The organism is Amycolatopsis sp. NPDC052450 (assembly GCF_044547565.1).
GTDB lineage: Bacteria > Actinomycetota > Actinomycetes > Mycobacteriales > Pseudonocardiaceae > Amycolatopsis.
Map to the genome: position 1 here is coordinate 258,719 of NZ_JBIUAQ010000006.1, position 25,702 is coordinate 284,420.

Annotated in this window: 29 protein-coding genes; 12 read left to right on the top strand and 17 right to left on the bottom strand. The window is 70.0% G+C overall.

Features of this window, described 5'->3' with window-relative positions; translation table 11 throughout:
* Positions 1-11: 11 nt before the first annotated feature.
* Positions 12-941, top strand: a complete 930-nt coding sequence (locus tag ACIHAO_RS13615) for a proline dehydrogenase family protein (RefSeq protein WP_125780362.1) — start codon at positions 12-14, stop codon at positions 939-941.
* Positions 942-1,028: 87 nt separating this feature from the next.
* Here ACIHAO_RS13615 and ACIHAO_RS13620 read toward each other — a convergent pair whose 3' ends face one another.
* Complete coding sequence (locus ACIHAO_RS13620; protein WP_125780364.1) at positions 1,029-1,388, bottom strand: co-chaperone YbbN; 360 nt, start codon at positions 1,386-1,388, stop codon at positions 1,029-1,031.
* A gap of 90 nt (positions 1,389-1,478) precedes the next feature.
* On the opposite strand from ACIHAO_RS13620, the gene ACIHAO_RS13625 reads away from it, so the two are divergent.
* Entirely contained in the window at positions 1,479-1,721 is a 243-nt protein-coding gene (locus tag ACIHAO_RS13625) for a DUF2630 family protein (RefSeq protein ID WP_125794009.1), read from the top strand.
* 409 nt (positions 1,722-2,130) lie between these two features.
* Here the strand turns inward: ACIHAO_RS13625 and ACIHAO_RS13630 are convergent, their stop codons facing one another.
* The 10 genes from ACIHAO_RS13630 to ACIHAO_RS13675 all read right to left on the bottom strand — a co-directional run bounded on the left by ACIHAO_RS13630 (position 2,131) and on the right by ACIHAO_RS13675 (position 9,023).
* Positions 2,131-3,696, bottom strand: a complete 1,566-nt coding sequence (locus ACIHAO_RS13630) for an alpha/beta hydrolase (RefSeq protein WP_396557570.1) — start codon at positions 3,694-3,696, stop codon at positions 2,131-2,133.
* Positions 3,697-3,768: 72 nt separating this feature from the next.
* Complete coding sequence (locus ACIHAO_RS13635) at positions 3,769-4,848, bottom strand: ATP-dependent DNA ligase (protein WP_396557572.1); 1,080 nt, start codon at positions 4,846-4,848, stop codon at positions 3,769-3,771.
* 28 nt (positions 4,849-4,876) lie between these two features.
* Positions 4,877-5,464 carry an alkaline shock response membrane anchor protein AmaP gene (gene amaP / locus ACIHAO_RS13640; RefSeq protein ID WP_125793705.1) on the bottom strand — a complete coding sequence of 196 codons (588 nt, stop codon included), beginning with the start codon at positions 5,462-5,464 and terminating at the stop codon, positions 4,877-4,879.
* Positions 5,461-5,997, bottom strand: a complete 537-nt coding sequence (locus tag ACIHAO_RS13645; RefSeq protein ID WP_396557575.1) for a DUF6286 domain-containing protein — start codon at positions 5,995-5,997, stop codon at positions 5,461-5,463. The genes amaP and ACIHAO_RS13645 overlap by 4 nt, the downstream gene beginning before the upstream one ends.
* Positions 5,998-6,185: 188 nt before the next feature.
* Positions 6,186-6,542: an Asp23/Gls24 family envelope stress response protein gene (locus tag ACIHAO_RS13650; RefSeq protein WP_125793706.1), complete on the bottom strand. Its 357-nt coding sequence runs from the start codon at positions 6,540-6,542 to the stop codon at positions 6,186-6,188.
* Positions 6,539-6,715: a hypothetical protein gene (locus ACIHAO_RS13655; RefSeq protein WP_005157087.1), complete on the bottom strand. Its 177-nt coding sequence runs from the start codon at positions 6,713-6,715 to the stop codon at positions 6,539-6,541. The genes ACIHAO_RS13650 and ACIHAO_RS13655 overlap by 4 nt, the downstream gene beginning before the upstream one ends.
* Complete coding sequence (locus ACIHAO_RS13660; protein ID WP_125780378.1) at positions 6,715-7,164, bottom strand: Asp23/Gls24 family envelope stress response protein; 450 nt, start codon at positions 7,162-7,164, stop codon at positions 6,715-6,717. Before ACIHAO_RS13660 ends, ACIHAO_RS13655 begins: the two co-directional genes overlap by 1 nt.
* 133 nt (positions 7,165-7,297) lie before the next feature.
* Positions 7,298-7,723, bottom strand: coding sequence for a hypothetical protein (locus ACIHAO_RS13665; RefSeq protein WP_396557578.1), 426 nt, complete (start codon positions 7,721-7,723; stop codon positions 7,298-7,300).
* Positions 7,723-8,280 (bottom strand): RNA polymerase sigma factor, encoded by a 558-nt coding sequence (locus ACIHAO_RS13670; RefSeq protein ID WP_396557580.1) that lies wholly within the window; start codon positions 8,278-8,280, stop codon positions 7,723-7,725. The genes ACIHAO_RS13665 and ACIHAO_RS13670 overlap by 1 nt, the downstream gene beginning before the upstream one ends.
* A complete protein-coding gene (locus ACIHAO_RS13675; protein ID WP_396557582.1) occupies positions 8,277-9,023 on the bottom strand; it encodes a pyrimidine reductase family protein in 747 nt (248 codons plus the stop codon). Before ACIHAO_RS13675 ends, ACIHAO_RS13670 begins: the two co-directional genes overlap by 4 nt.
* A 98-nt stretch (positions 9,024-9,121) precedes the next feature.
* Here ACIHAO_RS13675 and zapE point away from each other — a divergent pair, with 98 nt between their 5' ends.
* Entirely contained in the window at positions 9,122-10,156 is a 1,035-nt protein-coding gene (gene zapE, locus ACIHAO_RS13680; RefSeq protein ID WP_396557584.1) for a cell division protein ZapE, read from the top strand.
* Here zapE and ACIHAO_RS13685 read toward each other — a convergent pair.
* The gene (locus ACIHAO_RS13685) at positions 10,110-10,718 is read right to left on the bottom strand and encodes a phosphatase PAP2 family protein (protein WP_396557586.1); all 609 of its coding nucleotides are present in this window, start codon (positions 10,716-10,718) and stop codon (positions 10,110-10,112) included. The two genes, zapE and ACIHAO_RS13685, sit on opposite strands and share 47 nt — an antisense overlap.
* Before the next feature lie 70 nt (positions 10,719-10,788).
* On the opposite strand from ACIHAO_RS13685, the gene ACIHAO_RS13690 reads away from it, so the two are divergent.
* Positions 10,789-11,664, top strand: a complete 876-nt coding sequence (locus tag ACIHAO_RS13690; protein WP_396557588.1) for an FAD-dependent oxidoreductase — start codon at positions 10,789-10,791, stop codon at positions 11,662-11,664.
* A gap of 320 nt (positions 11,665-11,984) precedes the next feature.
* Here ACIHAO_RS13690 and ACIHAO_RS13695 read toward each other — a convergent pair whose 3' ends face one another.
* Positions 11,985-13,346: a DUF2252 domain-containing protein gene (locus ACIHAO_RS13695; protein ID WP_396557589.1), complete on the bottom strand. Its 1,362-nt coding sequence runs from the start codon at positions 13,344-13,346 to the stop codon at positions 11,985-11,987.
* A 31-nt stretch (positions 13,347-13,377) separates the two neighbouring features.
* Positions 13,378-14,580 carry an ornithine--oxo-acid transaminase gene (rocD, locus tag ACIHAO_RS13700; protein WP_396557591.1) on the bottom strand — a complete coding sequence of 401 codons (1,203 nt, stop codon included), beginning with the start codon at positions 14,578-14,580 and terminating at the stop codon, positions 13,378-13,380.
* Between the two features lie 156 nt (positions 14,581-14,736).
* On the opposite strand from rocD, the gene ACIHAO_RS13705 reads away from it, so the two are divergent.
* Genes ACIHAO_RS13705 through ACIHAO_RS13715 form a run of 3 tightly spaced genes read left to right on the top strand, consistent with a single transcriptional unit; the run spans position 14,737 to position 18,685 of the window.
* Complete coding sequence (locus ACIHAO_RS13705) at positions 14,737-15,591, top strand: PPK2 family polyphosphate kinase (RefSeq protein WP_396557593.1); 855 nt, start codon at positions 14,737-14,739, stop codon at positions 15,589-15,591.
* A 20-nt stretch (positions 15,592-15,611) separates the two neighbouring features.
* Complete coding sequence (locus ACIHAO_RS13710) at positions 15,612-17,735, top strand: prolyl oligopeptidase family serine peptidase (RefSeq protein ID WP_396557595.1); 2,124 nt, start codon at positions 15,612-15,614, stop codon at positions 17,733-17,735.
* The gene (locus tag ACIHAO_RS13715; RefSeq protein ID WP_396557596.1) at positions 17,732-18,685 is read left to right on the top strand and encodes an LLM class F420-dependent oxidoreductase; all 954 of its coding nucleotides are present in this window, start codon (positions 17,732-17,734) and stop codon (positions 18,683-18,685) included. The genes ACIHAO_RS13710 and ACIHAO_RS13715 overlap by 4 nt, the downstream gene beginning before the upstream one ends.
* Positions 18,686-18,759: 74 nt before the next feature.
* On the opposite strand, the gene ACIHAO_RS13720 is transcribed toward ACIHAO_RS13715, so the two are convergent.
* On the bottom strand, positions 18,760-19,836 hold the full coding sequence (locus tag ACIHAO_RS13720; RefSeq protein WP_396557598.1) for an NAD(P)/FAD-dependent oxidoreductase: 1,077 nt from the start codon (positions 19,834-19,836) through the stop codon (positions 18,760-18,762).
* Positions 19,837-19,922: 86 nt separating this feature from the next.
* Here ACIHAO_RS13720 and ACIHAO_RS13725 point away from each other — a divergent pair, with 86 nt between their 5' ends.
* The gene (locus ACIHAO_RS13725) at positions 19,923-20,348 is read left to right on the top strand and encodes a MarR family winged helix-turn-helix transcriptional regulator (protein ID WP_396557600.1); all 426 of its coding nucleotides are present in this window, start codon (positions 19,923-19,925) and stop codon (positions 20,346-20,348) included.
* A gap of 1 nt (position 20,349) precedes the next feature.
* On the opposite strand, the gene crcB (ACIHAO_RS13730) is transcribed toward ACIHAO_RS13725, so the two are convergent.
* Together crcB (ACIHAO_RS13730) and crcB (ACIHAO_RS13735) are read right to left on the bottom strand one after the other, a co-directional pair.
* On the bottom strand, positions 20,350-20,724 hold the full coding sequence (crcB, locus tag ACIHAO_RS13730) for a fluoride efflux transporter CrcB (protein WP_396557602.1): 375 nt from the start codon (positions 20,722-20,724) through the stop codon (positions 20,350-20,352).
* The gene (crcB, locus tag ACIHAO_RS13735) at positions 20,721-21,131 is read right to left on the bottom strand and encodes a fluoride efflux transporter CrcB (RefSeq protein WP_396557604.1); all 411 of its coding nucleotides are present in this window, start codon (positions 21,129-21,131) and stop codon (positions 20,721-20,723) included. The genes crcB (ACIHAO_RS13730) and crcB (ACIHAO_RS13735) overlap by 4 nt, the downstream gene beginning before the upstream one ends.
* Positions 21,132-21,304: 173 nt before the next feature.
* On the opposite strand from crcB (ACIHAO_RS13735), the gene ACIHAO_RS13740 reads away from it, so the two are divergent.
* The 4 genes from ACIHAO_RS13740 (at position 21,305) to ACIHAO_RS13755 (ending at position 25,649) form a co-directional block, all read left to right on the top strand.
* A complete protein-coding gene (locus tag ACIHAO_RS13740; RefSeq protein WP_255431246.1) occupies positions 21,305-21,436 on the top strand; it encodes a hypothetical protein in 132 nt (43 codons plus the stop codon).
* On the top strand, positions 21,437-22,618 hold the full coding sequence (locus tag ACIHAO_RS13745) for a cupin domain-containing protein (RefSeq protein ID WP_396557606.1): 1,182 nt from the start codon (positions 21,437-21,439) through the stop codon (positions 22,616-22,618).
* 85 nt (positions 22,619-22,703) lie between these two features.
* On the top strand, positions 22,704-23,651 hold the full coding sequence (locus ACIHAO_RS13750; protein ID WP_396557608.1) for a sucrase ferredoxin: 948 nt from the start codon (positions 22,704-22,706) through the stop codon (positions 23,649-23,651).
* 90 nt (positions 23,652-23,741) lie between these two features.
* Positions 23,742-25,649 carry an intein-containing Rv2578c family radical SAM protein gene (locus ACIHAO_RS13755; protein WP_396557610.1) on the top strand — a complete coding sequence of 636 codons (1,908 nt, stop codon included), beginning with the start codon at positions 23,742-23,744 and terminating at the stop codon, positions 25,647-25,649.
* Positions 25,650-25,702 lie beyond the last annotated feature (53 nt).

Genomic DNA, 25,702 nt, shown 5'->3' on the forward strand with positions numbered 1-25,702 from the left:
AGGAGTCCGTGATGTTGCGTGCCCCGTTGCTCGCCGCCGCCCGATCCCGGCGGATGCGCAAGCTGGTCGAGGTCGTCCCCGCCACCCGATCGGTGGTGAGCCGGTTCGTCGCCGGTTCGAAGACGCCCGACGCCGCCAGGGTGGTCCGCGAACTGGCCGACGACGGCCTCCGGGTCACCCTCGACCACCTCGGCGAGGACACCACCGACGCCGAGCAGGCCGCGACGACGGTCCGTGCCTACGAGGAACTGCTGACCGCGCTGGCGGCCGACGGCCTCGCGTTCGGCGCGGACGTTTCGGTGAAACTCTCCGCGGTCGGCCAGTTCCTGCCCGCCGAAGGCGAGAAGGTCGCGCTGGAGAACGCCCGCAAGATCTGCGCGGCCGCCGAAGCGGTCGGTGCCACGGTGACCCTCGACATGGAGGACCACACCACCACCGACTCGACGCTGGGCATCCTCAAGGAACTGCGCACCGAGTACCCGTGGGTCGGCGCGGTGCTGCAGGCCTACCTGCGGCGGACCGAACAGGACTGCCGCGACCTGGCCACCGAGGGTTCCCGCGTGCGGCTGTGCAAGGGCGCGTACGCCGAGCCTGAGGAGGTCGCGTTCCAGGACAAGTCCGAAGTGGACAAGTCCTACGTGCGCTGTCTGAAGATCCTCATGCAGGGCAAGGGTTATCCGATGGTCGCCTCGCACGACCCGCGGATGATCGCGATCGCCGAAAAGCTCGCGATGGACGCGGACCGCAAGGCGGACGACCACGAGTTCCAGATGCTGTACGGGATCCGTCCCGAAGAGCAGCGCCGGATCGCGGGCGACGGCAAGACGATGCGCGTCTACGTCCCCTACGGCGACGAATGGTACGGCTATTTCATGCGCAGGCTGGCGGAACGCCCGGCGAACCTGGCGTTCTTCCTGCGCGGACTCGCCACCCGGGGCTGACCCGGCCCCCGGCGGCACTGTTCCGCTGAAAGACAAAGGCGCCCTACCCGGCGAAACCCGCCGGGTAGGGCGCCTTCTCCATGCTCGTCAGGCCTCCTGGGCCGCCTCTTCCTTGAGCTTGTCCATGTCGATGTCGCGCGCCTGCTGGATGAGGTCCTCCAGCGTCTTCTCCGGAAGCGCGCCCGGCTGCGCGTAGATGACCGTCTTGTCGCGGATCACCGCGAGCGTGGGGATCGAACGCACGTCGAAGGCCGCGGCCAGCTGCTGCTCGGCCTCGGTGTCGACGCTCGCGAAAACGATGTCGTCGTGATTGCCCGACACCTTCTCGTAGGTCGGCGCGAACTGGCGGCACGGCATGCACCAGCCCGCCCAGAAGTCGATGATCACGAAGTCGTTCTCCGAAACGACCTGATCGAAGTTGGCGGCGGTCAGCTCCACTGTGCTCATGTCCGGCGTAACGAATCGGGCGGTACGCGCATTCCCGCGATTGCGCGTAGCGTCTCGGATGGAGCAACCCAGGTTTCGCAGGAGGCGCAGATGGCCGACGGTGACATCCTCAGCCGCATCGACGAGCTGGTCAGCGAGGAGCACGAACTCCGTTCGCGGGCGATCGGCACCGGGCTGAGCTCGGACGACCGGTCCCGGCTCGCGAGTGTGGAAGAGCAGCTGGACCAGTGCTGGGACCTGCTGCGGCAGCGGCGGGCGCGCGTGGAGTTCGACGAGGATCCGGACCAGGCTTCGGCACGGCCGATCTCCGAGGTGGAGTCTTACCGGCAGTAGCGGTTTTCGGTCCCGGCCGATGCTAGGAAAGGTCCTTTCCTTGCAAATTTTGCAAGGAAAGGACCTTTCATGGCGCGCGGGCGGGGGAGTGAGGCGCGGGAGGTTGCGAAAGTGGCTTCCGCAACACCATGGCCGACCCCCGCGCGCGTGCAATGAAGGGGCCTTTCATAGCAAATTTTGCTATGAAAGCGTCCTTCATCTCACGCTGGCGAGGGCGGGGATACGGCGGCGTGAGCGTTGCGAAAGTGGCTTCGCAACGCGCCACGGCCCAGAAGCGGCTAGGCGCGGGGCCCGGTGAGAGCGCTGACTGGAGTCTCACGGTCCCGAAATGTCATGAAAGGGTCGTTCAGGACGAAAAATGTCCTGAACGACCCTTTCATGACACTTCATGAGGCGGCCCGGAGCAGGGTCACGCCGGGCAGAGGGTCCCGTCGACCGGCACCTTCCCGTCGATCAGGAACGCCCGCGTCGCGTCCGCGACACACGGCGAGAGGCTCAGCGCCCCGTGCCCGGCGCCCTGCCAGGTGATCGTCACCGCGCTCGGCATCTGGTCGGCGGCCCGGCCGGTGCCCTGCTCCGGCGTGACCGGGTCGGTCGCGGTGCCCGCGACGAGGATCGGCGGAGCGCCCGGGGCGCCGGCGGGCGGGAGCGGTTCGCGGCGCACCGGCCACGGGCTGCACCACGCCAGTTGCTGGGCGGCGAAGACACCGAACTGCGGGTGCTTGTCGCGCAGGGTCGTGGTCGCCCGCGTGAGTTCTTCGGCGGAGAGCCGGGTCGCGCTGTCGTTGCATTTGGTCGCGATCGTGCCGTCCAGTCGCGACGGCCGCGCACGGGAGTCCTTCAGCACGGGGTCGGCGAACGCGGCCAGCGGCGTGACGTCGCCGGTCTGCGCGGTCTTGAGCGCCTCCGCCAGTTCGACCCAGCGTGAGCGTTGCGCGAGCCCGGAATAGACGGCGTACAGCGCGATCCCCGGCGTGATCTGCGCGCCGTCGGTGGTCGTCGCGGGGGCGGAGCGGAGCCGGTCCGCGACGGCGGTCACGGCCGAACGGGCGTCACCGATCGGGCAGCCCCTCGCGATGCAGTCGGCGCCGAACGCGTCGAGGGTGGCCTGCGCGCTCGCGGCGACGGACTCCTGCACGGCCGCGGCGTCGGGGGCCGGGTCGGGCAGGCCGTCGAGCATCATGCGGCCGACCTGCGCGGGGAACCGCACGGCGTATTCGGCGAGGACCTTCGAACCGTCACCGCGGCCCAGCGCGTGCAGTTTGTCCAGCCCCAGTTGCTTCCGGAGTTCTTCGAGGTCGCCCGCGGCGCGCCAGCTGTCCATCGCGACCTGCGAATCGTCCAGTTCGATGGCGCACTGCTGGCCGGCCCGGCGCGCCGCGTCGACGACGCCTTCGAGGTCGCCCGCGGCCGGGTCGCCCCCGAGCAGGTCGGTGCGGATCTCCGCCGGGATGCACTGCACCGGCGCGGACGTCCCCGTCCCGCGCCGGTCCACGCCGATCAGAGAGAACTTCTGCAGGAACTCGGGCGGCAGCGTCGCGGCCAGCCGCGCGGCGTACAGCGAGCCCGGCTCACCGTCGACGTCGTTGACCACGGCGAGCGGGATCGGCCCGCCGCCGGTCTTGACCACCGACAGCCGCGACAGGCCGCGGCCGGGCAGGTCCGGCGCGTCGAGCGTGGTGGGCACCCTGGCGCAGGAGAACTTCAGCGTGTCCGGCACGGAAGGCTGGCCCAGCCGCTGCCGGGTCGCCTCGTCGCAGTCCTCCCAGTTGATCGACGGCGACCGCGGTTCGGTGAGCGGCGGCAGCGGCACCTGCTGCGCCGTCGTCGTACCACCGGAGTCGGGTTTGCCGTCGTTGTCGATCACCGCCGGCCGTACCGACGGCCCGGCGGTGCAGCCCGCGAGCACGGCCGTGACCAGGGTCGTCATCAGGATCAGCCGTGGCCTGCGGCGGACGGTGCTGGCGGGGCGCACGGGCTGGTCCTCACTTTCCGGGCATGACAAAAGCTCGTGGACGAGCTTCGCAGGTGACGTGTCAGGCCCCGGTTAGCGGGTGCGTTTCACCTCGCCGCGGAAGACCGCGTCCAGGTCGTAGCGGGCGACCTCGTCGAGCTGGGCGTAGGTGCAGGAGTCCGGTTCGCGGTCGGGACGCCAGCGTTTGAACTGCGCGGTGTGACGGAACCGCGACGGGTATCCGCCTTCCGTGTGCTCGTAGCCGACCTCGACCACCTTCTCCAGCTTCAGCGGCACCCACGGGGCTTCCTTGGACTTCCACCGGGTGATCCCGCCGGGGATCCGCTGCTTCTCTCGCACGTTGTCACCCAGCCAGGGGTGATCGGCGCCGTCGGTGATCAGTGGCGCCAGCTCCTCGGCCAGTTCACGCCGCCGGGTGACCGGGAACGAGCCGACGACACCGGGATGGTGGAGCACGCCGTTCTCGTCGTAGAGCCCGAGCAGGAACGAGCCGACCAGCTCACCCGGTTCGCCGTCGACGTGCCAGCGCAGCCCCGCGAGCACGCAGTCGGCGGTGCGGGAGTGCTTGTACTTCAGCAGCACGCGTTTGCCGGGGCTGTACGGCTCGTCGAGCGGTTTGCCGATGACGCCGTCGAGCCCAGCGCCCTCGAACAGATCGAACCAGTGCCGCGCGATCGCCGGATCCGAAGTGGCAGGCGTCAGGTGTATGCCGTCGGAGGCCAGCTTCTCCAGCCGCTCCCGCCGCTTCGACGTGGGTTCGTCCAGATAGGACTCGTCGCCGAGTGCCAGCAGGTCGAACGCGACGAATTCCGCCGGGGTCTGTTCCGCCAGCAGCTTGATCCGGCTTTCGGCCGGGTGGACCCGGTCGGTGAGCGCGTCGAAGTCCAGCTTCCCGCCCCGGGCGACCACGAGTTCGCCGTCCAGCACGATCCGCTCGGGCAGCGCGGCCTTCAGCCGCTCGACGACCTCGGGGAAGTACCGGTTGAGCGGCTTCTCCGAGCGCGATTGCAGCGTCAGCTCGTCGCCGTCGCGGAACACCAGGCAGCGGTACCCGTCCCATTTCGGCTCGAACAGCAGCCCGCCGGAATCGGGGATCGTCTTCGCCGGTTTGGCGAGCATCGGCTTGATCGGCGGCGTCAAGGGAAGCGACATGACGGCCATTCTTGCCGTATCGACGCGGTCAGCGCACCCGTTGCGGTGCCGCCGTGTCGAGTTCGATCCGGACGGCGGTCGGCAGCACGTCGACCCCGAGCGATTCCCGCGCGCGGGCCAGCACCGTGCTGTCGAGCTGTTCCCAGACCCGTTTCAGGTCGGTGCCCTCGCTCAGCCAGAGCGTGATCCGCAGCGCCGGGTTCTCCTTGTCACCGACCGCGCGGACCCTGGCGCGCCCGACACCGTCGACCGTCTCGGCGTCGACGCGGACGGCCTCGGAGATGGCCGAAGAGGTCACCACGAGGTCTTCGTCGAGTTCGAGGTCCGGGCGGCCTTCCGGGCGCAGCGACCGGAAGAACCACCACAGTCCCAGCCACAGCAGGAGGACGCCGAGCACGATGGCACCGATCCGGGCGGCGAGCGCGTGCTGGGACAGCCAGTCGAGGGCGATCGGATCGACGAGCGGCCGGTTCGCGCGATGCGTGCCGAGCCACCCCGCGCCGACCACGACCACCGCGGCCCCGCCGAGCAGCAAAAGGAGTCCGATGAGGACGGTCAAAGTGCGTTCCGTGCCGGTGGACCGGCCGAGTGCCTTGGCGGAGACCGAACGGGTCATCGGCGGTCCTTCGGGGAGTCGACGACGACCGACACCTTCGGCCGCCGCACCAGGGGGACGTCGTCGAGCAGACCGGTGACCGTCTCCAGCAGCCGCGGTCGCAGCTCGCCTTCGGTTTCCAGCCTGCTCGTCGCGCGGACACGGATCTTCTTGGCGGTGGCGGTGACCTTCGCGCCCGCGACGTTTTCCTGCGCGCGAACGGTCACGCCCACCAGCCTCGCCAGTGAACGCGGCGAGGTGGTCACGCTGACCTCGTTCGCCGGATCGGTCAGCCGGATGGCGCGCCGCCCCGCCGAGGCCGCCGCCAGGATCAGCAGCAGCCCCACGACCGCGACGGCGATCGCGAGGTACCGGACGGAGGAAGCGTTCCAGGACAGTTCCGCGAGCCTGTCGCGCCAGCCGTCCCACGGGACGAAGAGCGGTCCGCGCCCCGGCCGCCACCAGCCCCAGCCGACCTCCAGCGCCAGTAAAACCCCGGCGGCGGCCAGCGCCAGCCCGATCAGGGCGGACAGCAGGCGGACGAACAAACGCATACCGGTGCTCCTTCTAGAGTGCTGGTGAACCCGCGACCGCGATCGACGTCGGCAGGGCGCTACCTGGTCGTCCACGTCGCCGCTGCGAACAGGGCGCCCTGCCACCGCGATAGCGGGACCTTCGGCCGGGCGGGTTCACGCGTATGGTCGCCTTCCGGGAATACATCTCAGCTCCGCTGAACCGGCTTCTAGCGGACGCGGGGCGCGATGTCGGGCAGGAGCGCGGAGACCGTCACCGAGACGTCCCGGACCTGGTACGAGGTGATCCGTTCGACCTCCTCGGTGACCCTGGCGCGCAGATCGCCGACGATCCGCCGCACCGGCGCCGGATAGTGCAACGCCACGTCCAGCACGAGATCGACGTCGTTGCCCTCGCCGCCGACCTTCGCGCTCGCGCCGTGGGTCCCCAGCCCGAGCCCGGCGATCCGCCGCTCGGCGCGGGTGGTCCCGTCGACCTGGTCCGCGGCGTGCTGCGCGATCTTGCGGACCACGGCGGGCGCGATGGTGAGGGTGCCGCGATCCTCCGGTTCGGGCGGGACGGTCATTTGTCGCGGCCCCGGCCGAACAGGTCGCCGAGGTCGAGTTCGCCGTCGAGCACCCGGCCGAGGACGAGGCCGATGACGCCGACGGCCAGCGTCACCAGGAACGCGGTGAAGCCCTGGGTCGCGGCGAGGCCGAGGATGAGGCCGGCGAGCAGGCCGGTCTGGGTGCCGTTCATCATTCGACCCGCGAGGTCTCGGTCTCGCCGCCGTTCTCGTCGGGCAGGTGGATGTCGTTGACCGCGATGTTGACCTCGATCACCTCGAGGCCGGTGATCTGCTCGACCTGGCCGATCACGTTGCGGCGCACCGCTCGCGCGACGTCGACGATGCGCGCGCCGTACTCGACGACCACGTCGAGGTCGATCGCCGCCTGCTTCTCGCCGACCTCGACCGAGACACCGGACGTGGTGACCGTGCCGGAACCGGGGATGCGCTCACGGATCGCGCCGAAAGCACGCGAGACCCCGCCGCCGAGCGCGTGGATCCCGGTCACCTCGCGGGTGGCGAGCCCCGCCACCTTCTGCACCACCACCGACGAGATCGTGGTCTTGCCGGCGGCTCCTTCCTCGTTGAGGGACGACCCCGTGACCAGGGTGTCGGGCTTGCTCGCGCTCGGCTGCGCCATGAAGTTCGCTCCTTCTCGGCCTGTGCCGCGCGACCTGCGCGCGCGGCGCTCCCTACGCTCTCACCGACCAGGACACGCGCGCATGGCGAGCCGTCACGGGATGTCCCCCGAATGGGGTAATCAGTTCCGGGATTCAGTCGGGGTGCACGTCGACGACGTGGACGTTGATCGCGGGCGGGGCCGACCCGAGCTGGCCGGTCAGTGCCGCGCCGACCCGGCGGCGCAGGACGTCCGCAACCGTCGCTTCGACGCCGAACCGGACGGTGACCAGCACCTGCAGCACGTCCTCTTCGAGCGCGACGGCCGAGACGTGGACGCCGCCGAGGTCACGGCCGATCTCGGCGGCGAGCTTCCTGGTCATCAGCACCAGCGCCCGTTCCGACACCTGGGTCTTGCCGCCCGCCGAAGGCAGGTCGAGCGGGGCGGTGGTGTGCTTGCCGCGGGCGCCGCCGACCGAGCGGAGCACCCGTTCGACGAGTCCCGGCGGCGTCGGCACCGGACGGCTCGCGGCGGCGCGCACCTGCTCCCACCGGGGGTCGTCGCGCGGATCCTCGCTCATCACCGTTCCCCGGGTCGGAAGTTGTCACCGAGTTTCGCCAGCAGCGCGACCCTGGCGCGGTGCAGGCGGGCGCGCAAAGCGGGCACGCTGACTTCCAGAACCTCGGCCACCTCGTCGTAGGTCATCCCCTCGAATTCTCGCAGAATCAGCGGGATCCGCTGGCCGACGTCCAGTTCGGCGATCGCGCGCAGCACCCTGCCGACCTGCTCGGCGCTCACCACCTGACCCTCCGGACCAGGCACGACACCCGCGTCGCCCTCGTCGAGCGGCACGGTCGGTTTCCGCCGCCGGACCTGCCCGAGGGCGCCGTTCGTCGTCACCCGGTAGAGCCAGGTGGACACCGCGGACTCGTAGCGGAACCGGGGCAGCGCGCGCCACGCGGAGAGCCAGGCCTCCTGGACGACGTCCTCGGCTTCCGACGTGCTGCCGGTGATCCGCAGCGCCACGCGGTACATCCTGGCCGTGTGCCGCCGGACCAGGGTGTCGAAGGCACCGTGGTCCCCGGCGGCGGCCCGGGCCACCAGTTCTTCGTCCGGAACCGGCGCGGCCTCGTTCACCCGCTCTCCCGGCGGCGATAGCGCAGCATGGTGAAGCCGTCTTCGAAGAGCGCGGACGCGAGGTCCATCCGGCGCGGTTCCGGGGCGGGACGGCCGTGGGCGATCCGGCTCTCGCCCGCTCCGGCCAGCAGCGGGGCGACGGTCAGGCACAACTGGTCGACGAGGTCGGCCGCGATCAGGTCGGCGAACAGCGTCGGCCCGCCCTCGCAGTCGACGCGGCGCAGCCCGCGCTCACCCAGCAGGTCGAGCGCCCGGTGGAGGTCGACGTCCTCGGCGCCCGCGACGAGCACCTCGGCCCCCGCCCGCTCCAGCGCGGTGCGCGGCGCCTTCTCGGTGGTGATGACGATCGGCGGGACCTTGGTGTCGGTGAACAACGGGCCCTCGGGGTCGAGTTCACCGGAACGGGTCACCACCGCGATCGGCGGAACCTCGGACAGCCCGAGCGCGACCCGGCGGGCCGCGCGTTCGGGACTGACGCGCGCACCGCGGTAGCCCTCGGCGCGTGCGGTGCCGGCACCGACCAGGATCACGTCGGAAAGCAGCCGCCCCAGCAGGAAGATCCGTTTGTCCGCGGGGTGCGAAAGCCCCTCGGACAGCTCGTCGACCGCCGCCGCGCCGTCGGCGGAGCTGACGAAGTTGACCTGGACCCAGGGACGGGTCAGGTCTTCCGGGTACCCGTAGAGCCGCTCGAGGTCGGCGTCGGAGACGGGTTCCGCCGGTGTCGTTGGCCACAAAAGCTGCACACCGACATCCCAGCACGCGTCCGACGGCACCGCTGAGCGGGGGATACGCCCGGTCAGGGAGGGTGAACGGCCGACACCGGTGCCGTTACCCTCGGCGAATGCCCGCCCGCCTGATCGATCGCCGTCCGGAGCTGTCCGCCGACGAGCTGATCTCCGCGCTCGTCCCGCCGCCCCGGTTCGACGCGGTCCGGTTCTCCACCTACGTGCCCAATCCGGACGAGCCGAGCCAGGCCGAGGCCGTCGTCACCTGTGGCGCGTTCGCGAAGCGCGTGGCGGAGGCGTCGAACCGGAAGCCGAAGTCGAAGCTGCGCGCGTTGTTCGGCGGCGGGGACGAGGCGCCGTCCGGGCCGATGGGGCTCTATCTCGACGGCGGTTTCGGCGTCGGCAAGACGCACCTGCTCGCGTCGACGTGGCACGAGACTCCGTCGCCCAAGGCGTACGGGACCTTCGTGGAGCTGACCCACCTCGTCGGCGCCCTGGGGTTCGCCGAGGCGGTGCGGCGGCTCTCCGAACACCGGTTCCTGGCGATCGACGAGTTCGAACTCGACGACCCCGGCGACACCATGCTCGTCACGCGGCTGCTGCAGGAGCTCATTTCGGCGGGCGTCTTCGTGGCGGCGACCTCCAACACGCTGCCGGACAAACTCGGCGAGGGCCGGTTCGCCGCGGCGGACTTCCTGCGCGAGATCCAGTCGCTGTCCGCCCGGTTCGGCGTCTGCCGGGTCGACGGCCCGGACTACCGCCACCGCGGCCTGCCGGACGCGCCGCCGCCGGCGACCGCGGAGGAGCTGGAAGCCTCCGCCGCCACGCATCCCGAGTCTACTGTGGACGATTTCGACGCGTTGTGCGAACACCTCGGCGGGTTGCATCCTTCGCGCTACGGCAGGCTTCTCGACGGCGTGACCCGGGTGCACCTGCGTGACATCCACCCGGTTCCCGACCAGAACGTCGGACTGCGGCTGGTCGCCTTCGCCGACCGGCTCTACGACCGCGCGATCCCGCTGGTGGTGTCGGGCGAGCCGGTGCCGGACCTGTTCACCGAGGAGATGGTGAACGGCGGCTACCGCAAGAAGTACCTGCGTGCCGTCAGCCGTCTGACGGCACTGGCGCGCGACGCCGTGCAGCCCAGGTGAGCAGCACCCACGTCGCGCAGACGGTCGCGACGGCGAACAGCGTGCCGCCCACGACGTCGGTCAGGTAGTGGTAGCCGAGGCCGATCATGCCGATCGTGACCCCGCCCAGCACCACCGCGCCCACGACCGCGATGACGGCCGTCGCGACCCCGGGGCGGGCGAGCAGGACGAGCACGGTCAGCACCGCGACCAGCGCGACGGTATGCCCGCTCGGGTAGGCGAGGTAGGTGTGCTTCCAGCGGTCGAAGAGCGGTTTGAGCACCCAGGTGTTCGCGAGGATCGCGATGAGCGGGCCCACGATGGTCAGCACCGCTTCGAGCCGTCGCCCGCCGATCAGGCAGAGAACGGCGGCGAGGACCGCGACCGGGATGAGGACGTAGGCCTCGGTCGGCAGCACCAGTAGCCGGAGAAGGCCGGTGTCGCGGCCGAAGGTGCGTTCCACCCACTTGACGGCGAGCTCGTCGGGGCCGGACAGGCCTTCACCCGAGACCAGCATCCCGAGCACGACCATGATCACCGCGCAGGTGACCGCGACCAGCCCGTAGGGCGCTCTTCCGCTCATCCGGCGAGATTACGTGACGGGTGATCAGTCACCATGCAGGGACGGCTCGCGAGGACGAAGGGGGCTTTCGATGCGGATCAGTGTGGTCGGTGGCGGTGTGATCGGGCTGAGCTGCGCGCGGCGGCTGGCCGGGGCCGGGCACGACGTCACGGTGCTCACCGACGCCGGACCGGGGGAGACGACGTCGGCGGTCGCCGGTGGCGTGCTCTTCCCGCCGTTGGCGGCGAACTCCGGCCGGGTCGATCGCTGGACCGCGGCGAGCGTGAGGGAGTACCGCTCGCTCGGCGCGCCCGGGATCCGCATGGTCCGGGGGACCTACCTCGACCCGCGCGAGGCGCCGGTGCCGTCGTGGGCGTTCTCGATGCCCGGCCTCGACCACGAACCCGGACGGCTCACCTTCACCACCGCCGTGGTCGACACCCCGGTGTACCTCGCCTGGCTCGCCGACGAGGTCGCCGCGCTGGGCGCGCGCACCGAGCGCCGCACCGTCACGCGACTGGACGATCTCGACGCGGATCTCGTGGTGAACGCGGCCGGGCTCGGCGGCGGGCGGCTGGCGGGGGACGGCACCGTGGTGCCGGTCGGCGGCCAGGTCGTCCATCTCGCCGATCCGGGGCTGACCGAATGGATCGTCGACGGGGCCACCCCGGTGCTGCGGCACGTGATCCCGCACGGACGGCACGTCGTCTGCGGCGGCACGCAGGAACCGGGGCGCGACTCCGTCGAGCCCGATCCCGGGGTCACCGCGGACATCGTGCGGAGGTGCCGGGAACTCGTGCCCGCGCTGGCCGACGCGCCCGTGCTGGGCGCGAAGGTGGGGCTGCGGCCTTTCCGGCCCGAGGTCCGGCTGGAGCGGGAAGGGCGTGTCGTGCACTGCTACGGGCACGGGGGCGCCGGGATCACGGTGGCTTGGGGATGCGCGGACGACGTCCTGGCCCTGGTGTGACCCTTCCCCGCCGCAATTCGTCATCTACTTGCGCTGTCACCCCACGCAAGTAGGTGACGAATTGCGTTGGGCGCCGGGCGCTTCCGGTACCGAGCTGAAGTACATGAAGGGGTCCTTCACGGCGCTAGGCGCACGGAAGGGGTCCTTCATGTACTCGGGAAGGTCTCTGCACGCGCGTTCCACTGTCCGTGAAGGCCTCCTTGAGGGACCCAGAGTCCCTCAAGGAGGCCTTCACGGACTTGCGTCACGCCGACAGCGCAAGTAGGTGACGAATTGCGCCGGTCACCCACGCAAGTAGGTGACGAATTGCGGGCGGTGGGTTAGAGAGCGGCGAAGGTGGCGAAGTCCGCTTCGGTCTGATCCGCGTAGCGCACGGCGTAAGCCCCGATGGCCTCGTCGAGGTCTTCGTCGTCCTCGAAGTACCCCGCCAGCATTCGCGGATGCAGTGACCGCGCGTGTGCCCGCGCCAGCAACGCGCCCGCCAGGCGGCCGTAGTCGTCGAGGTGGTCCTTCTTCAGTTCCGCCGGGTCGATGTCGCCCTTGAGGTTCCGGAACTGCCGCACGATGTACGGCACGCCGTCGATGGTGGTCCAGCCGAGCAGGATGTCGGTCTCGGCCTGCACGAGCCGCGCGCCCTCGACGATCCGGCGGCCCTCGTGCTCCGGCGCGGCCAGCCCGAGATACGGGGCCAGCGCCGACGGGTTGGCCTGTTTCACTTGCAGTACAAGGTCTTCGCCCGAGTTTCCGTGCAGCAGCGCGACGTAGCTGCGCAGCCCGACGCTGCCGGTGCCGACCACCCGGAAGGCCACATCGGACACCCGGTACCGCGAGATCAGCGTCCGCCGCGACTCGCGCAGGGTGTCCACATAGGACACCAAACCGGTGACGACCGCCTCCGCCGTCGCGTCGTCGACGTGCGTGAGCACCGGCGGGTCCTCGACGAACCGGTGCCGTTCGAGGCCGGTTTCGTGGTCGTCGATCCGCCGGGTCCATTTCGCGGTGACCTTGGCGCTGGTGTTCTTCCGTGCCTTCTCGGCCGCTTCCTCGAAGTCGTCGATCAGGTCGTGTGCCTTGACCTTGCTCAGCACCGACGCGTCCGGAAGCGCGTTCCACGATCGCAGGAACGGCAGTTCCGCCAGCCCCCGGATGGTGCGCCGGTACGACTTCACCGCGTCTTCGGCGGCCTCACGGCAGTCTGACTCGCTGATGCCGCCTTCGCGTCCGGCCAGGACGAGACTCGCGGCGAGCCGTTTGAGGTCCCATTCCCACGGGCCCGGCACGGATTCGTCGAAGTCGTTGATGTCCATGACGATCTGGCCTTCGGGCGTGCCGTACAGCCCGAAGTTCGCGGCGTGCGCGTCCCCGCAGAGCTGCGCCGTCAGCCCCGACGACGGCGACCCCGCCAGATCCGCGGCCATCAACCCGGCGGTGCCGCGGTAGAAGGTGAACGGCGACGCGAGCATGCGCTCGCGCCGCAGTTCCACCAGTTCCGGCAGACGGCCTTCGTTGGTTCGCGCGAAGAACTCCGCCACGCTCGGCCGGCCGTCACCCGCCGCCGCGTGATCGTGCGCGGACGTCGGCGCCTCGGCTCGCAGCGCCTTGCCCTTGGCGGACCAGTCCTCCGGCGACACCGTCTCGGTGCCGACCAGCGGCCGTTCCACCCATTCCCGCTCGTCTCCCATGGACAGGCAACGTACAGCCCGCCCGAAAGGTTCACCGGGTCCTGACGACCTCCGTGATGGCGTCGATACCGCGGTCGAGTTCCTCGCGCGTGATCACCAGCGGCGGCGCGATCCTCAGCGTGTGGTCGTGCGTCTCCTTGCACAGCACGCCGCGGTCGGCCAGCGCGGTGGACGCCTCCCGGCCGGTAGGCCCGCCGGGCGCGATGTCGATCCCCGCCCAGAGCCCGCGCCCGCGGACCTCGGCGAGCCCGTTGCCGACCAGTTCGCCGAGCCGTGCGTGCAGGTGGGCGCCCAGTTCCCGCGAGCGCTCCTGGAACTCGCCGGTCTTCAGCAGCCCGACCACGGCCCGTCCGATCGCGCAGGCGACCGGGTTCCCGCCGAAGGTGGAGCCGTGTTCACCCGGTCGCAGCACGCCGAGCACGTCCTTGCCGCCGACCACGGCCGACACCGGCATGATGCCGCCGCCGAGCGCCTTGCCCAAGGTGTAGACGTCGGCGCGGACGCCTTCGTGGTCGAGCGCGAGGACGGTGCCGGTGCGGGCGAGTCCGGACTGGATCTCGTCGGCGATCAGCAGGACGTTGTGCTCGTCGCACAGCCGCCGCGCCTCGGCGAAGTAGCCGGTGGGCGGCACGATCACGCCCGCCTCGCCCTGCACCGGTTCCAGCAAAATCGCGGCGGTGCGTTCGGTGATGGCGTCGCGCAGCGCTTCGGCGTCGCCGTACTTGACCGTGACGAAGCCGGGGGTGAACGGGCCGAAGTCGGCGCGCGCGGTCTCGTCGGTGGAGAAGGACACGATGGTCGTCGTCCGGCCGTGGAAATTGGAGCCGGCGACGACGATCTCCGCCTGCCCGTCGGGGACACCCTTGACGCGGTACGCCCACTTCCTGGCGATCTTCACCGCGGACTCGACGGCTTCGGCGCCGGAGTTCATCGGCAGGGCCATCTCGGTGCCGGTCAGTTCGGCGAGCTCCTTGCAGAACAACCCGAGCTGGTCGTGGTGGAAGGCGCGGGAGGTCAGCGTCACCCGGCCGAACTGTTCGACCGCGGCGGCGATGAGCCCGGGGTGGCGATGCCCGAAGTTCAGCGCGGAATAGCCGGAGAGGAAGTCGAGGTAGGTCTTGCCCTCGACGTCGGTGACCGAAGCGCCCTCGGCGGTGGCGATCACCACGGGCAGGGGGTGGTAGTTGTGCGTGCTCCACTGCTCGTCGAGCGCGATGAAGTCGGCGGTCGTCATGCGTTCAGGTTAGATGCCCATCCGTCTGCTTTCATCCGGGAAACGTTGCTTAGACCCGTTGTTCGTTGCGTATCGACTCCTTCGAGTGGCGAAATCGTGCATGGGCGCACTCGATCACCGCAGGCGCGGGATCCGGACCGCGGTTATCGTCGCCGGATGGCGAAAAAGGACACCGTCTCCGTCCGGGACACGCTGCGGATCGGCAAGGGGACCGAGCGGCACGATCCGGGCTCGTTCCCGATCGGGCCGCACAAGAAGCCCAAGGGGCTGAAAGACCTCGCCGACGCCGGCGGCAAGCTCGCCAACCTGCAGGAGGCCCTCTACGCGGAGGGCGTCGGCGGGGGAAACCGCAGCGTCCTGCTGGTGTTGCAGGGGATGGACACCTCCGGCAAGGGCGGCACGGTCGGCCACGTCCTCGGCCTGGTCAACCCGATGGGCGTGCGGTACGCGGGGTTCAAGAAGCCGACCGCGACCGAGCAGCGGCATCACTATCTGTGGCGGATCCGCAAACAGCTCCCCGTGCCGGGGCAGGTCGGCGTCTTCGACCGCTCGCACTACGAGGACATCCTGGTCCCGCGCGTGCAGAAGCTGGTGCCCGCGGCGGAATGGCGCAAGCGCTACGCCGAGATCAACGAGTTCGAGCAGGAGCTGGCCGAGGCGGGCACGACGATCGTGAAGGTCTTCCTCGACATCTCGCCGGAGGAGCAGCTGAAGCGGCTCAAGGCGAGGTTGGAGACCCCCGAGAAGTGGTGGAAGTACAACCCCGCCGATCTCGACGCGCGTGCCCAGTGGAACGACTACCAGAAGGCCTACGCCGACATCTTCGCCAAGACCTCCACGGCGGCCGCGCCCTGGTACGCCGTCCCGGCCGACCGCAAGTGGTACCGCAACTGGCTGGTCGCGCGGCTGCTGATCGAGACGATCGAGGAGATGGACCCGAAGTTCCCGCCTGCCGACTTCGACCCCGAGACGGAGATCGAGAAGCTGGAAGGCGTTGGCGTCCCCGGTTGATCGTCTGAGAGAGTGCGGACGTGACCGACACCAGCCTCGAAGATCTCCCGTTCCTCCGCCGCCAGGCCCGGACCCAGCGCTTCACCCTCGGCGCGCCGAAAGAGTTCAAGGTCGCCCCGGACGGTTCCCGCATCCTGTTCCTGCGGTCCGAGTCCGGCACCGATCCCCGGCACAGCCTGTGGTCGTTCGACGTCTCGTCGGGTGAGGAAACGAAGCTGGTCGACGCCGCCGAACTGCTGCCCGGTGAAGAGGACCTGCCGCCCGAGGAGCGTGCCCGCCGCGAGCGCAGCCGGGAGACCGGTGGCGGCGTGGTCGGCTACGCGGTCGACGACGCCTTCACCGTCGCCGCGTTCTCGCTGTCGGGCAAGCTCCACACCCTCGACCTGGCCACCGGCGCGGTGGCGGTGCTGGTCGAGGGTTCGGTCGTCGACCCGCGGCCCAGTCCGGACGGCTCCCGGGTGGCCTACGTCCGGGACCGGCGGTTGCGGGTGATCGACCGCGCCACCGGTGAGGATCGCGTGCTCGGCGGTGAAGACAGCGAAGACGGCGAGGACATCGCGTGGGGCCTCGCGGAGTTCATCGCGGCCGAGGAGATGGACCGCACCCGCGGCTACTGGTGGGCCCCGGACGGGAAGAGCCTGCTGGTCGAACGCTCCGATCGCGCGAACGTGCCGCGCTGGACGATCGCCGATCCGGCCAATCCGCAGTCGCCGGCCAACGTCGTCGCGTATCCGGCGGCGGGTACCACGAACGCGGACGTGACGCTGGCGATCCTCGGGCTCGACGGCTCGCGCGTCGACGTCGCGAAGACGGACTGGGAGTACCTCGCCGCGGTGCACTGGTCGGCGGCCGGTAAGCCGCTGCTGTCCGTGCAGTCGCGTGACCAGCGGAAACTCGAGATCCAGGCGGTCGACCCGGCGGACGGTTCGGTCGAGGTCCTGCACACCGAGACCGACGAGCACTGGGTGGAACTCGCGGCGGGCGTCCCGGCGTGGACCACCGATGGCCGTCTGGTCCGGGAGAGCGCCGCCGACGGTGATCACCGGCTCGTCGTCGACGGGGTCGCGGTCACCCCGCCCGGACTGCAGGTGCGGTCGGTCCTGCACGTCGGCGACGAGGTGCTGTTCAGCGCGTCGGAGGCCGACCCGACGCAGATCCACGTCTTCCGCACCGAAGGCGGCGAGCTCCGCCGTCTGTCCACTGAGGACGGTGTGCACGTCGGCTCCGGGAACGCCTCGCTGACCGTGCTCTCGTCGTGGAGCCTGGAGCGCAGCGGCCCGGTGGTGACCGTCGTCTCCGGCGAGAAGACGGTGGCGCGCATCGGTTCCTTCACCGTCGACCCCGACGTCGTGCCGAACCTGACCTGGCTGACGCTGGGGGAGCGGGGCCTGCGTGCCGCGCTCGTGCTGCCGACCGGATACGAGGAGAGCGAAGGCAAGCTCCCGGTGCTGCTCGACCCGTACGGCGGCCCGCACGCCCAGCGTGTCCTGCAGACCCGCAACGCCTTCCTGACCCCGCAGTGGCTCGCGGACCAGGGTTTCGCGGTGCTGGTCGCCGACGGGCGCGGGACGCCCGGCCGGGGTTCCGCGTGGGAGAAGGAGATCGCGGGCAGGCTCGCCGACGTCACCCTCGCCGATCAGGTCGACGCCCTGCACGCGGCGGCCGCGCTCCATCCGGAACTGGATCTGGAACGGGTCGCGATCCGCGGCTGGTCCTACGGCGGCTACCTGTCCGCACTGGCCGTGCTGCGCCGTCCCGACGTCTTCCACGCCGGTGTCGCGGGCGCGCCGGTGACCGACTGGTCGTTGTACGACACGCATTACACGGAGCGCTATCTCGGGCTTCCGCAGGAGGAAACGGCCGCGTACGAACACAACTCGCTGATCGCCGGCGCCGGCGACCTTTCGCGGTCGCTGTTGATCGTGCACGGACTGGCCGACGACAACGTTTTCGTCGCCCACTCGTTGCGCCTGTCGTCGGCCTTGCTGGCCAAGGGACGCGCGCACGTGTTCCTGCCGCTGGCCGGCGCGACGCATATGACGCCGCAAGCCGAAGAGGTCGCGGAGAACCTGATGCGCACGCAGGTGGACTGGATCGTGCGTGAGCTGTCCGGTGCCGCGGTCAAGAGCGAGGAGAACGCATGAAACGGTGGGGCATCACCATTCCGCTGACCGGGGTGCCGCTCGCGGCGCACAAGGAGCTGGTGCAGGAGCTGCCGGACCTCGGCTACACCGACGCGTGGTCGGCCGAGACTGCGGGCAACGACGCCTTCACCCCGCTGGTGCTGGCCTCGCAGTGGGCGCCACAGCTGCGGCTGGGCACCGCGATCGTGCCGGTGTACACGCGCGGTCCCGGGCTGCTGGCGATGAGCGCGGCGACCGTCGCGGAACTCGCGCCCGGCCGGTTCGTGCTCGGCATCGGCGCGTCGTCGCCGGTGATCGTGAAGAACTGGAACGCCGCCGAGTTCGAGGCCCCGTTCGCGCGCTCCCGGGACACCCTGCGGTTCCTGCGGTCGGCGCTGGCGGGCGAGAAGGTCACCGAGGAGTACGAGTCGTTCTCCGTCAGCAAGTTCCGGCTGGAGCGGCCCACCGACCCGCCGCCGTCGATCATGCTCGCCGCGCTGCGGCCGGGGATGCTGCGGCTGGCCGCGAAGGAGGCCGACGGCGCCATCACCAACTGGCTCGCCGCCTCCGACGTGCCGAAGGTGCGGGCCGAGATCGGTCCGGACACCGAACTGGCCGCGCGGATCTTCGTCTGCCCCACCGAGGACAAGGCCGCCGCGCGCGGCCTCGGCCGGATGCTCATCTCGAGCTACCTGACCGTGCCCGTGTACGCGGCGTTCCACGAATGGCTCGGCCGCGGCGACGCGCTCGCGCCGATGCACGAGGCGTGGGCCGCGGGCGACCGGCAGAAGGCGAACCAGGTCATCCCGGACGAGGTCGTCGACGACCTGATCGTCCACGGCAGCCTCGACTCCTGCCGCGAGCAGGTGCAGTCCTATGTGGACAACGGGCTGACGACGCCGATCGTCGCGCTGCTGCCGACGGGGGAGGACCCCTTCGTTCAGGTGCGAGGTCTCGCTCCGCGGTCCTGAGCGCGTGTCACCGGCTGCTATGAAGGACGCTTTCATTGCAAAATTTGCAATGAAAGCGTCCTTCATAGCGCTCCCTAGGCGATCCTGAAGAGCTCCTCATACCTGGACACCATCATGTGTGACCCCTTGATCTCCGAGGTCGTCGCCGCGTCGAGGACGCCGGCCTCCTCGGCGTAGCTCGCGCCCCCGGAAGGTCCGAGCGGTAGCGAGATCATCGGCCCGCCCGGGGTGTGGGTCCGCGGTTCACCGCCTTCGATCAGCGCCCGGATGTTGGCCACGACGATCTCCGCGTGGTCGCCCGCCACCTTCGCCAGCTTCCCTTCCGGCAGCGCGGTGATGTCGCCGAGCGCGAAGACGCGCGGCTGCCCCGGAAGCCGCAGGTCGGGCGTCACGGTCACCTGCCCGTTCGCCTGCCGTGCCGCCGCCAGGTCGCCGGAGAGGTACGCGGTGTGCGGAGCGCCGCCGTAGCACTGGAACCACAGGTCGGCGGTCACTTCGCCGCCGCCGGTGAGTCCCGAGGTGAACGTCTTGGCCTGCCCCGGTTCCGAGACCGGGGGCTCGGTCAATGAAGTGCCGAGCAGGAGCTCGACGCCCAGTTCGTCGAGCTGACGGCGGATCTCCGCGCGGAACTCCTCCGGGAAGCCGGGCAGGATCTCCGTCGCCGGGTCGACGATCGTCACGGCCTTGTCCGGCCACACCGCCTTGATCTCCCCCGCCAGTTCGAGGCCCACCGGACCCGCGCCGAGCAGGAGCACCTTGTCCGCGCCCGCGAGTTCCTCCCGCGTGGCACGGATCTTCGCCTTCGCCGACGCGCTGTCGTGGAAATCGATCTTCGCCGGGAACGGGTACGCCGAACCGGTCGCCAGCACGACGTAGTCCGGGGTGAGCCGCTCGCCCGACGCGAGCGTGACGCCGTCCTGGTCGACGCTCACCGCACGGTCGCGGAGCACGCGTCCCCGTTCGAGAAGCCGGGCGTACGGGTAGAAGAGCCGATCAGTCCACTCGGGATCGACGAGCCCGCGCAATGCGGCGACGTGGTGGACGAATTCCTCGCGCGGTTCGACGAGAACGACGTCGGCGAACGAGTCCAGCTCCTTGGCGACGGTCGTGCCGCCGTATCCCCCGCCGATGACGGCCACGGTCGTGGTCATGAGGTCCCCTGGTTCGTAGTGCGTAATGTTCGTACTACGAACTACAGTAGTTCGTACTCCGAACGATCGTCAAGTAGACTCCGGTCATGACCACGGCCGAAGACCTCGGATTCGCGACGGCGCTGGTGCGGCTTTCGCATCTGGTGCAGCGGGCTTTCATCGACGTCGGCCGGTCGCACGACCTCACGCCGCAGCAGGCGCAGCTGCTCTGCGTGCTGGCGCAGGAGGAGTCGGGCGTCGGGATGACCGACCTCGGCAAGATGCTGAACCTCGAGAAATCCAGCGTCACCGGCCTGGTGGACCGGGTGCAGCGGCGCTCCCTCGTCGAACGGGTCGCGGATTCGGGTGATCGCCGCGCGCTGAAGATCACGCTGACGGAGGAGGGCCTCCGGCTCGCGAACGCCGCACATGAGGGTGTCGTCGAAAAACTGGAGGAGATGGCGGCCGATCTCCCGGCCGAACAGCGCGAGGCGGTCGCGGCGGCCGTGTGGCGGATGGCGCCCGAAGACTGATTCAGGTCCAGATCGCGCCGGCGAGCAGCAGTCCCGCCGCCGCGGCGCCGATCCCGGCGACCATCGTGACGCCGACGTTCAGCACGGCCCGCGGGCGCGTCTTCTCGGTGAAGAGTCGCAGCGTTTCGTAGCCGAAGGTCGAAAAAGTGGTGAGCCCGCCGCAGAATCCGACGGCCACCAGCGAGCGGATCTCGTCCGGTTGCCCGCCGTGCAGTGCCCAGCCGGTCAGCACGCCGAGGATCAGCGATCCTGTGATGTTGACCGCCAGCGTGCCCCACGGGAAGGCGGTACCTCGCCACGCCCGCAGCCGGAGATCGGTCAGGAAACGGACGATCGCACCGAAACCGCCGCCGAGCGCGACGAAGAGAACGGTCATTTCCTCACCGCGCGAGTGATTCCGTGCCCGGCGTAGACCGCTACCAAAGCGGCCGCCACCGTGCCGAACGCGTACGCCAACCCGGTGAACGGACGCCCGTTCGTCACAAGATCGAGTGCGTCCGTCGCGTAGGTCGAAAACGTGGTGTAGCCGCCAAGGATCCCGACCCCGAGGAAGGGACGCAGCAGTCGGTGCGGGTCTTCCGCCGCGGTCAGCAACGCCATCAGGACACCGATGAGCAGACAGCCGGAAACGTTGGTGGCGAAGGTGGAAAGCGCGAACTGGCCACGGGAATGGGGGATCGCGACCGACAGTCCGTAGCGGGCGACGCTGCCCAGCGCGCCACCCGCGCCGACGGCCGCGAGCACGTCCCATCGCGGGCGGGGAACGGATGCCGCATCAGCCATGGATGCCAGCTTAGAACCGCTGTCCGGGTGAACTCGCGCCCGTGGTGTCGAAGATCGCTCGCCAGGCCGTTTTTCCCTGCTGGACAGTGAATTTTCTCGAAACGTGTCGTAGGCTCGGTGGCGCTCCAGGCCGATTTTCGGTCCGTCCGCTCGTCTGAGAAAAAGGTGGCAGGATGGCACAGGAACAGTCAGGTACGCAGGCTCCCGACAGCGGTTTGCTGCTGGAGGTCGAAATGATCCCGACCGCGGTCGACCGCGGGAAGGCCAACGGCGCGGCCGCCGACAACGACGGCAACGACGGCTGAGTGCCCGAAACGCCGACGCTGGCTGACCTCGTGGCTCCGCTCGGGGTCAGCCAGTTCTTCCAAGACGTCCAGGGCGAGACCTATCGCCGCTTCGAAGGCCGCGCGGGTCGCTTCGCCGACCTGCTGCCGTGGCCGTCACTGAACGCGATCCTCCGGCAGCATCGCCTCGAGTTCCCGAGGCTGCGCCTCGCGCTCGACGGCACCCCGGTGCCCATGGAGAGCTACACCGATCTCGTCCCCACCCGCCGCAGTGGCACCGTCCCGCGACTGCGGGCCGCTCCGTTCACCGAGCAGCTCCGCGGTGGCGCGACGATGGTGCTCGACGCCATCCAGGAACTCAGCGACCCGATCGGCGACCTCGCCAGGGGGCTCGAACACGACCTCCGCGAGAGCGTCCAGGTCAACCTGTACGCGGGCTGGGGCGTCACCCACGGCTTCGACGTGCACTGGGACGACCACGACGCGTTCATCATCCAGGTCGCCGGGCGCAAACGCTGGCGGATGCACGGCCCGACCAGGCCCGCTCCGCTGCACCGCGACGTCGAACAGCCCGAGCGGCCCGGTGAGCCGATCGACGACTTCATCCTCGAAGACGGCGACGTCCTCTACGTCCCGCGCGGGCACTGGCACGACGTCACCGCGGTGGGGGAGATGTCACTGCATCTCACGCTCGGTTTCAGCCCGGCCACCGGGATCGACCTGGTGTCCTGGCTCGCCGACAAGCTCCGCGCGAGCACCGTGTTCCGTCAGGACCTCCCGAGGTTCGGGACGGAGGAAGAGCGGGCGGCCCGTGCCGCCGCACTGCGCGCGGAACTGGAAGCCACGCTGACCGCCGACGTCCTCGACAGGTTCCTCACCGAGCGCGACTCGTCGGCCCCGGCGCATCCGCGTGTCGGGCTGCCGTGGGCGGCGACCTCCGGGCTGTTGCCGGACGGCGACGAGACGGAGGTCCGCTTCCTCGTCCCGCGGGCGGTGCTCGAAGAAGGTGACGGCCGGGTGACCCTGCTCGCGGACGGCAAACGGTTCGTCTTCGCGGGCGCCGCTGCCCCGCTGCTGAAGGCGCTGCTCGACGGCACGCCGCAGGCGGTCAAGCGACTCGCCGAACTGTCCGAACTCGATCGGGGGACCGTGCGGACCTTCCTCGGCGAGCTCACCACGCAGGGGCTCCTCTCGATCGGCTGAAAGTCACAGGGGACGAGAAGTGTGGAGGGAGGCCGGGCGGGGTAAGCTAAGGCATGCCTAAGGTGAAGTCCGGAGCGGTCGGCCGATGACCGCTCAGCTCTCGGACACCCCAGCGCCGCCCGCCGCTTTGCCGGGCTGCGCCACCGTCGCGCGCATGCTGGGCGCGAACCCCGCCGGCACCGCGGCGGACATGCGCTGCTGGCTGCTCATCGAGCAGCCGGGCCCCTGGCCCGCGGACGCGCTGGAAAACGTCCTCGACGAGGCCTTCCCCGCCGAGCGCCGTGAGCTGCTCGAGAACTTGAGACGGTCCCATGGGCTCCGCCCGCTGCTGATCCGGCGCCCCGGCAAACATCGTCGCGACCCGGATCGCCCTCGCTCCGTCTACGTCGGCGGAGGCGAACCGGGCAACCGCTGGCTGGAGCGGCTGGAGATCCGCGACCTGGGTGAACTGGCCGAGCTGGACCTCGAAGCGGTCGCGGGCGGCGCCGGCGGACTCGGCACCCGGGTGGACGGGCCGCTGTTCCTGGTCTGCACGCACGGCACCAAGGACATGTGCTGCGCGGTGCTCGGCCGCCCGCTGGCCTCGACGCTCGACACCAATCACCCCGGCAGGGCCTGGGAGGTCAGTCACGTCGGCGGTGACCGCTGGGCGGGCAATCTCCTGGTGGTCCCCGACGGTTTCCTGCACGGCCAGCTCAACCCGGCCGAAGCGGCTCTGGTCGCCAAAGCCGCCCTTCGCGGTCAGGTCGAGCCGGAGCAGCTTCGTGGCCGCACGTCCGCCCGGACGGCGTGGGCGCAGTTCGCGGAGATCGCGCTCCGGCGGAAGCTGGACCTGCCCGGTCTGGACGACGTGCTCGCCGTCCAGGAGGAGCCACTGCTCGAATCCGACGCGCGGGTGGTCACCGTGCGCGGCGGCCAGGACTTCTACTCGGTGACGGTGCGCCGCCGGTCGGCGACGCCGCGCGGGGAGAGCCGGTGCGCGGGGCTGATCCAGCCCGCCGGGTACGTGACCGAGGAGATCACGAAGCTCTGACGGCGCGAGTAGGTGACTAGTCGCGCCCAAGATCACCCTTGTTCGAACGTCTGTTTGACACCTGTCTAGAACATGTGTTCGACTGGCTCGGTGCGATGGGATCGACAGCGGGCGGACGGCGGCGAGCCGGTGCTGCCCGGATTGGACGGGTTGCTGCGCTCTGTGCGCACGCCCGAGTTCGACGGCGTCACCTTTCACGAGGTGCACGCCAAATCCGTGCTGAACAAGGTGCCGGAGGGGTCGGGTGTCCCGTTCGGATGGACGGTGAACCCGTATCGCGGTTGTTCTCACGCGTGCACGTACTGCCTTGAAGGCGGGACGCCGGTCCTGATGGCCGACGGCCGGACGAAGGCGCTGGCGGACCTGGCGCCCGGCGACGCGATCTACGGGACGCGCGGGCGCGGCGCGGGGCGGCGGCTGGTGCCCACGGAGGTGCTCGCGCACTGGTCGACGCTGAAACCGGCGTACCGCCTGACCCTCGAAGACGGAACGTCCATCGTGGCCAGTGGCGACCACCGGTTCCTGACCGGCCGCGGCTGGAAACACGTCACCGGCACCCGGTTCGGCGCGGCGCAGCGTCCGCATCTGGTCGGTGGTACCGAACTCGTCGGCGTCGGCCAACTCGCCCGCACCCCGGACGACACCCTCGGCTATCGCGCCGGGTACCTGTGCGGGATGTTGCGCTCAGGTGGGTTCTCGGCCGAGAAGGACGCCGCGGACCGCGCGCTGAGGTATCTGCCCGATTTCGGCGCGTCGGTCGGTTTCGTACAGGTGCCGCCTTCGCCGGATTCCCATTGGCAACGCGGCTTCCTGGCCGGGCTGTTCGATCTCTCCGGAAGTTACCGGCACGGCGCGCTGCGCGTCACCCACGACGAGCAGGACATCGTGTCGACCTTCTGCGCAGCTCTCGACAACTTCGGCTTCCGTTACGTCAAAACCGAAAACGCCAAGTTCAGTCCGTTGTGGACGGTTCAGCTCCTCGGCGGGCCGTCGGAGGAGGTGCGGTTCTTCCACCTCTCCGATCCGGCCGTCGGCTGGAAGCGGTCGCTGGACGGCCTCGTCATCGGCCGGACCAGGCGGAAGGTGACGTCCATCGAACCGCTGGGCATCGAGCTGCCGCTGTTCGACATCACCACCGGCACCGGCGACTTCATCGCCGACGGCATGGTCACGCACAACTGTTTCGCCCGGAACACCCACACGTACCTGGACTTCGACGCCGGACGCGATTTCGACACACAGGTGATCGTGAAGGTCAACGCGCCCGAGGTGCTGGCCGCGCAACTGCGGCGGCCGAGCTGGACCCGCGAGCATGTCGCGATGGGCACGAACACCGATCCCTATCAACGCGCCGAAGGCCGGTACAAGCTGATGCCGCGCATCATCACCGCACTGGCCGATTCGGGTACGCCACTGTCCATCCTGACCAAGGGCACGGTGCTGGCCAGGGATCTGCCGTTGCTGGAGTCGGTGTCGAAGGACGTGCCCGCCGGGCTGGCGATCTCGCTGGCGCTGCTCGACGAGGACCTGCAACACCGGTTGGAACCGGGGACGCCGAGCCCGCGGGCGAGGCTCGACCTGATCCGCAAGGCGCGGGACGCCGGGCTCCCGTGCTCGGTGCTGGTCGCCCCCGTGCTGCCGTACCTGACCGATTCGGTGGAGGCGCTCGACGCGTTGTTCTCGCGGCTGGCCGAGGCCGGCGCCACGCGGGTCACCGTCCTCCCGCTGCACCTGCGGCCGGGCGCGCGGGAATGGTTCGCGCGCTGGCTCGGCCGGGAACATCCGGAGCTGGTGCCGAAGTACCGCGAGCTGTACGCACGCGGTGCCTACCTGCCGAAGTCCTATCGGGAGCGGCTGGGTGCCCGCGTCGGCCCGCTGCTGCGCCGTCACGGCTTCGGTTCCCGTGCGGACGACGGTGACCGGATGCAGGTGACGATGCCCGTGCAGCGTTCGGGAGAGGTGGTGATCCCGGCGGCGGAGCAGCTCAAATTGCTGTGACGTGGCCGAACCCCAGCCGAAACGCGTGTCGTCCATCCAGTCACGCGTGCCGT

What these genes read in the sequence shown, in the direction of transcription:
- ACIHAO_RS13615 (WP_125780362.1), top strand. Translation starts at nt 12, where the DNA reads ATGTTGCGTGCCCCGTTGCTCGCCGCCGCCCGATCCCGGCGGATGCGC.
- ACIHAO_RS13620 (WP_125780364.1), bottom strand. Translation starts at nt 1,388, where the DNA reads ATGAGCACAGTGGAGCTGACCGCCGCCAACTTCGATCAGGTCGTTTCG.
- ACIHAO_RS13625 (WP_125794009.1), top strand. Translation starts at nt 1,479, where the DNA reads ATGGCCGACGGTGACATCCTCAGCCGCATCGACGAGCTGGTCAGCGAG.
- ACIHAO_RS13635 (WP_396557572.1), bottom strand. Translation starts at nt 4,848, where the DNA reads ATGTCGCTTCCCTTGACGCCGCCGATCAAGCCGATGCTCGCCAAACCG.
- amaP (WP_125793705.1), bottom strand. Translation starts at nt 5,464, where the DNA reads ATGACCCGTTCGGTCTCCGCCAAGGCACTCGGCCGGTCCACCGGCACG.
- ACIHAO_RS13645 (WP_396557575.1), bottom strand. Translation starts at nt 5,997, where the DNA reads ATGCGTTTGTTCGTCCGCCTGCTGTCCGCCCTGATCGGGCTGGCGCTG.
- ACIHAO_RS13650 (WP_125793706.1), bottom strand. Translation starts at nt 6,542, where the DNA reads ATGACCGTCCCGCCCGAACCGGAGGATCGCGGCACCCTCACCATCGCG.
- ACIHAO_RS13655 (WP_005157087.1), bottom strand. Translation starts at nt 6,715, where the DNA reads ATGAACGGCACCCAGACCGGCCTGCTCGCCGGCCTCATCCTCGGCCTC.
- ACIHAO_RS13660 (WP_125780378.1), bottom strand. Translation starts at nt 7,164, where the DNA reads ATGGCGCAGCCGAGCGCGAGCAAGCCCGACACCCTGGTCACGGGGTCG.
- ACIHAO_RS13665 (WP_396557578.1), bottom strand. Translation starts at nt 7,723, where the DNA reads ATGAGCGAGGATCCGCGCGACGACCCCCGGTGGGAGCAGGTGCGCGCC.
- zapE (WP_396557584.1), top strand. Translation starts at nt 9,122, where the DNA reads ATGCCCGCCCGCCTGATCGATCGCCGTCCGGAGCTGTCCGCCGACGAG.
- ACIHAO_RS13685 (WP_396557586.1), bottom strand. Translation starts at nt 10,718, where the DNA reads ATGAGCGGAAGAGCGCCCTACGGGCTGGTCGCGGTCACCTGCGCGGTG.
- ACIHAO_RS13690 (WP_396557588.1), top strand. Translation starts at nt 10,789, where the DNA reads ATGCGGATCAGTGTGGTCGGTGGCGGTGTGATCGGGCTGAGCTGCGCG.
- ACIHAO_RS13695 (WP_396557589.1), bottom strand. Translation starts at nt 13,346, where the DNA reads ATGGGAGACGAGCGGGAATGGGTGGAACGGCCGCTGGTCGGCACCGAG.
- rocD (WP_396557591.1), bottom strand. Translation starts at nt 14,580, where the DNA reads ATGACGACCGCCGACTTCATCGCGCTCGACGAGCAGTGGAGCACGCAC.
- ACIHAO_RS13705 (WP_396557593.1), top strand. Translation starts at nt 14,737, where the DNA reads ATGGCGAAAAAGGACACCGTCTCCGTCCGGGACACGCTGCGGATCGGC.
- ACIHAO_RS13715 (WP_396557596.1), top strand. Translation starts at nt 17,732, where the DNA reads ATGAAACGGTGGGGCATCACCATTCCGCTGACCGGGGTGCCGCTCGCG.
- ACIHAO_RS13720 (WP_396557598.1), bottom strand. Translation starts at nt 19,836, where the DNA reads ATGACCACGACCGTGGCCGTCATCGGCGGGGGATACGGCGGCACGACC.
- ACIHAO_RS13725 (WP_396557600.1), top strand. Translation starts at nt 19,923, where the DNA reads ATGACCACGGCCGAAGACCTCGGATTCGCGACGGCGCTGGTGCGGCTT.
- crcB (WP_396557602.1), bottom strand. Translation starts at nt 20,724, where the DNA reads ATGACCGTTCTCTTCGTCGCGCTCGGCGGCGGTTTCGGTGCGATCGTC.
- crcB (WP_396557604.1), bottom strand. Translation starts at nt 21,131, where the DNA reads ATGGCTGATGCGGCATCCGTTCCCCGCCCGCGATGGGACGTGCTCGCG.
- ACIHAO_RS13740 (WP_255431246.1), top strand. Translation starts at nt 21,305, where the DNA reads ATGGCACAGGAACAGTCAGGTACGCAGGCTCCCGACAGCGGTTTGCTG.
- ACIHAO_RS13750 (WP_396557608.1), top strand. Translation starts at nt 22,704, where the DNA reads ATGACCGCTCAGCTCTCGGACACCCCAGCGCCGCCCGCCGCTTTGCCG.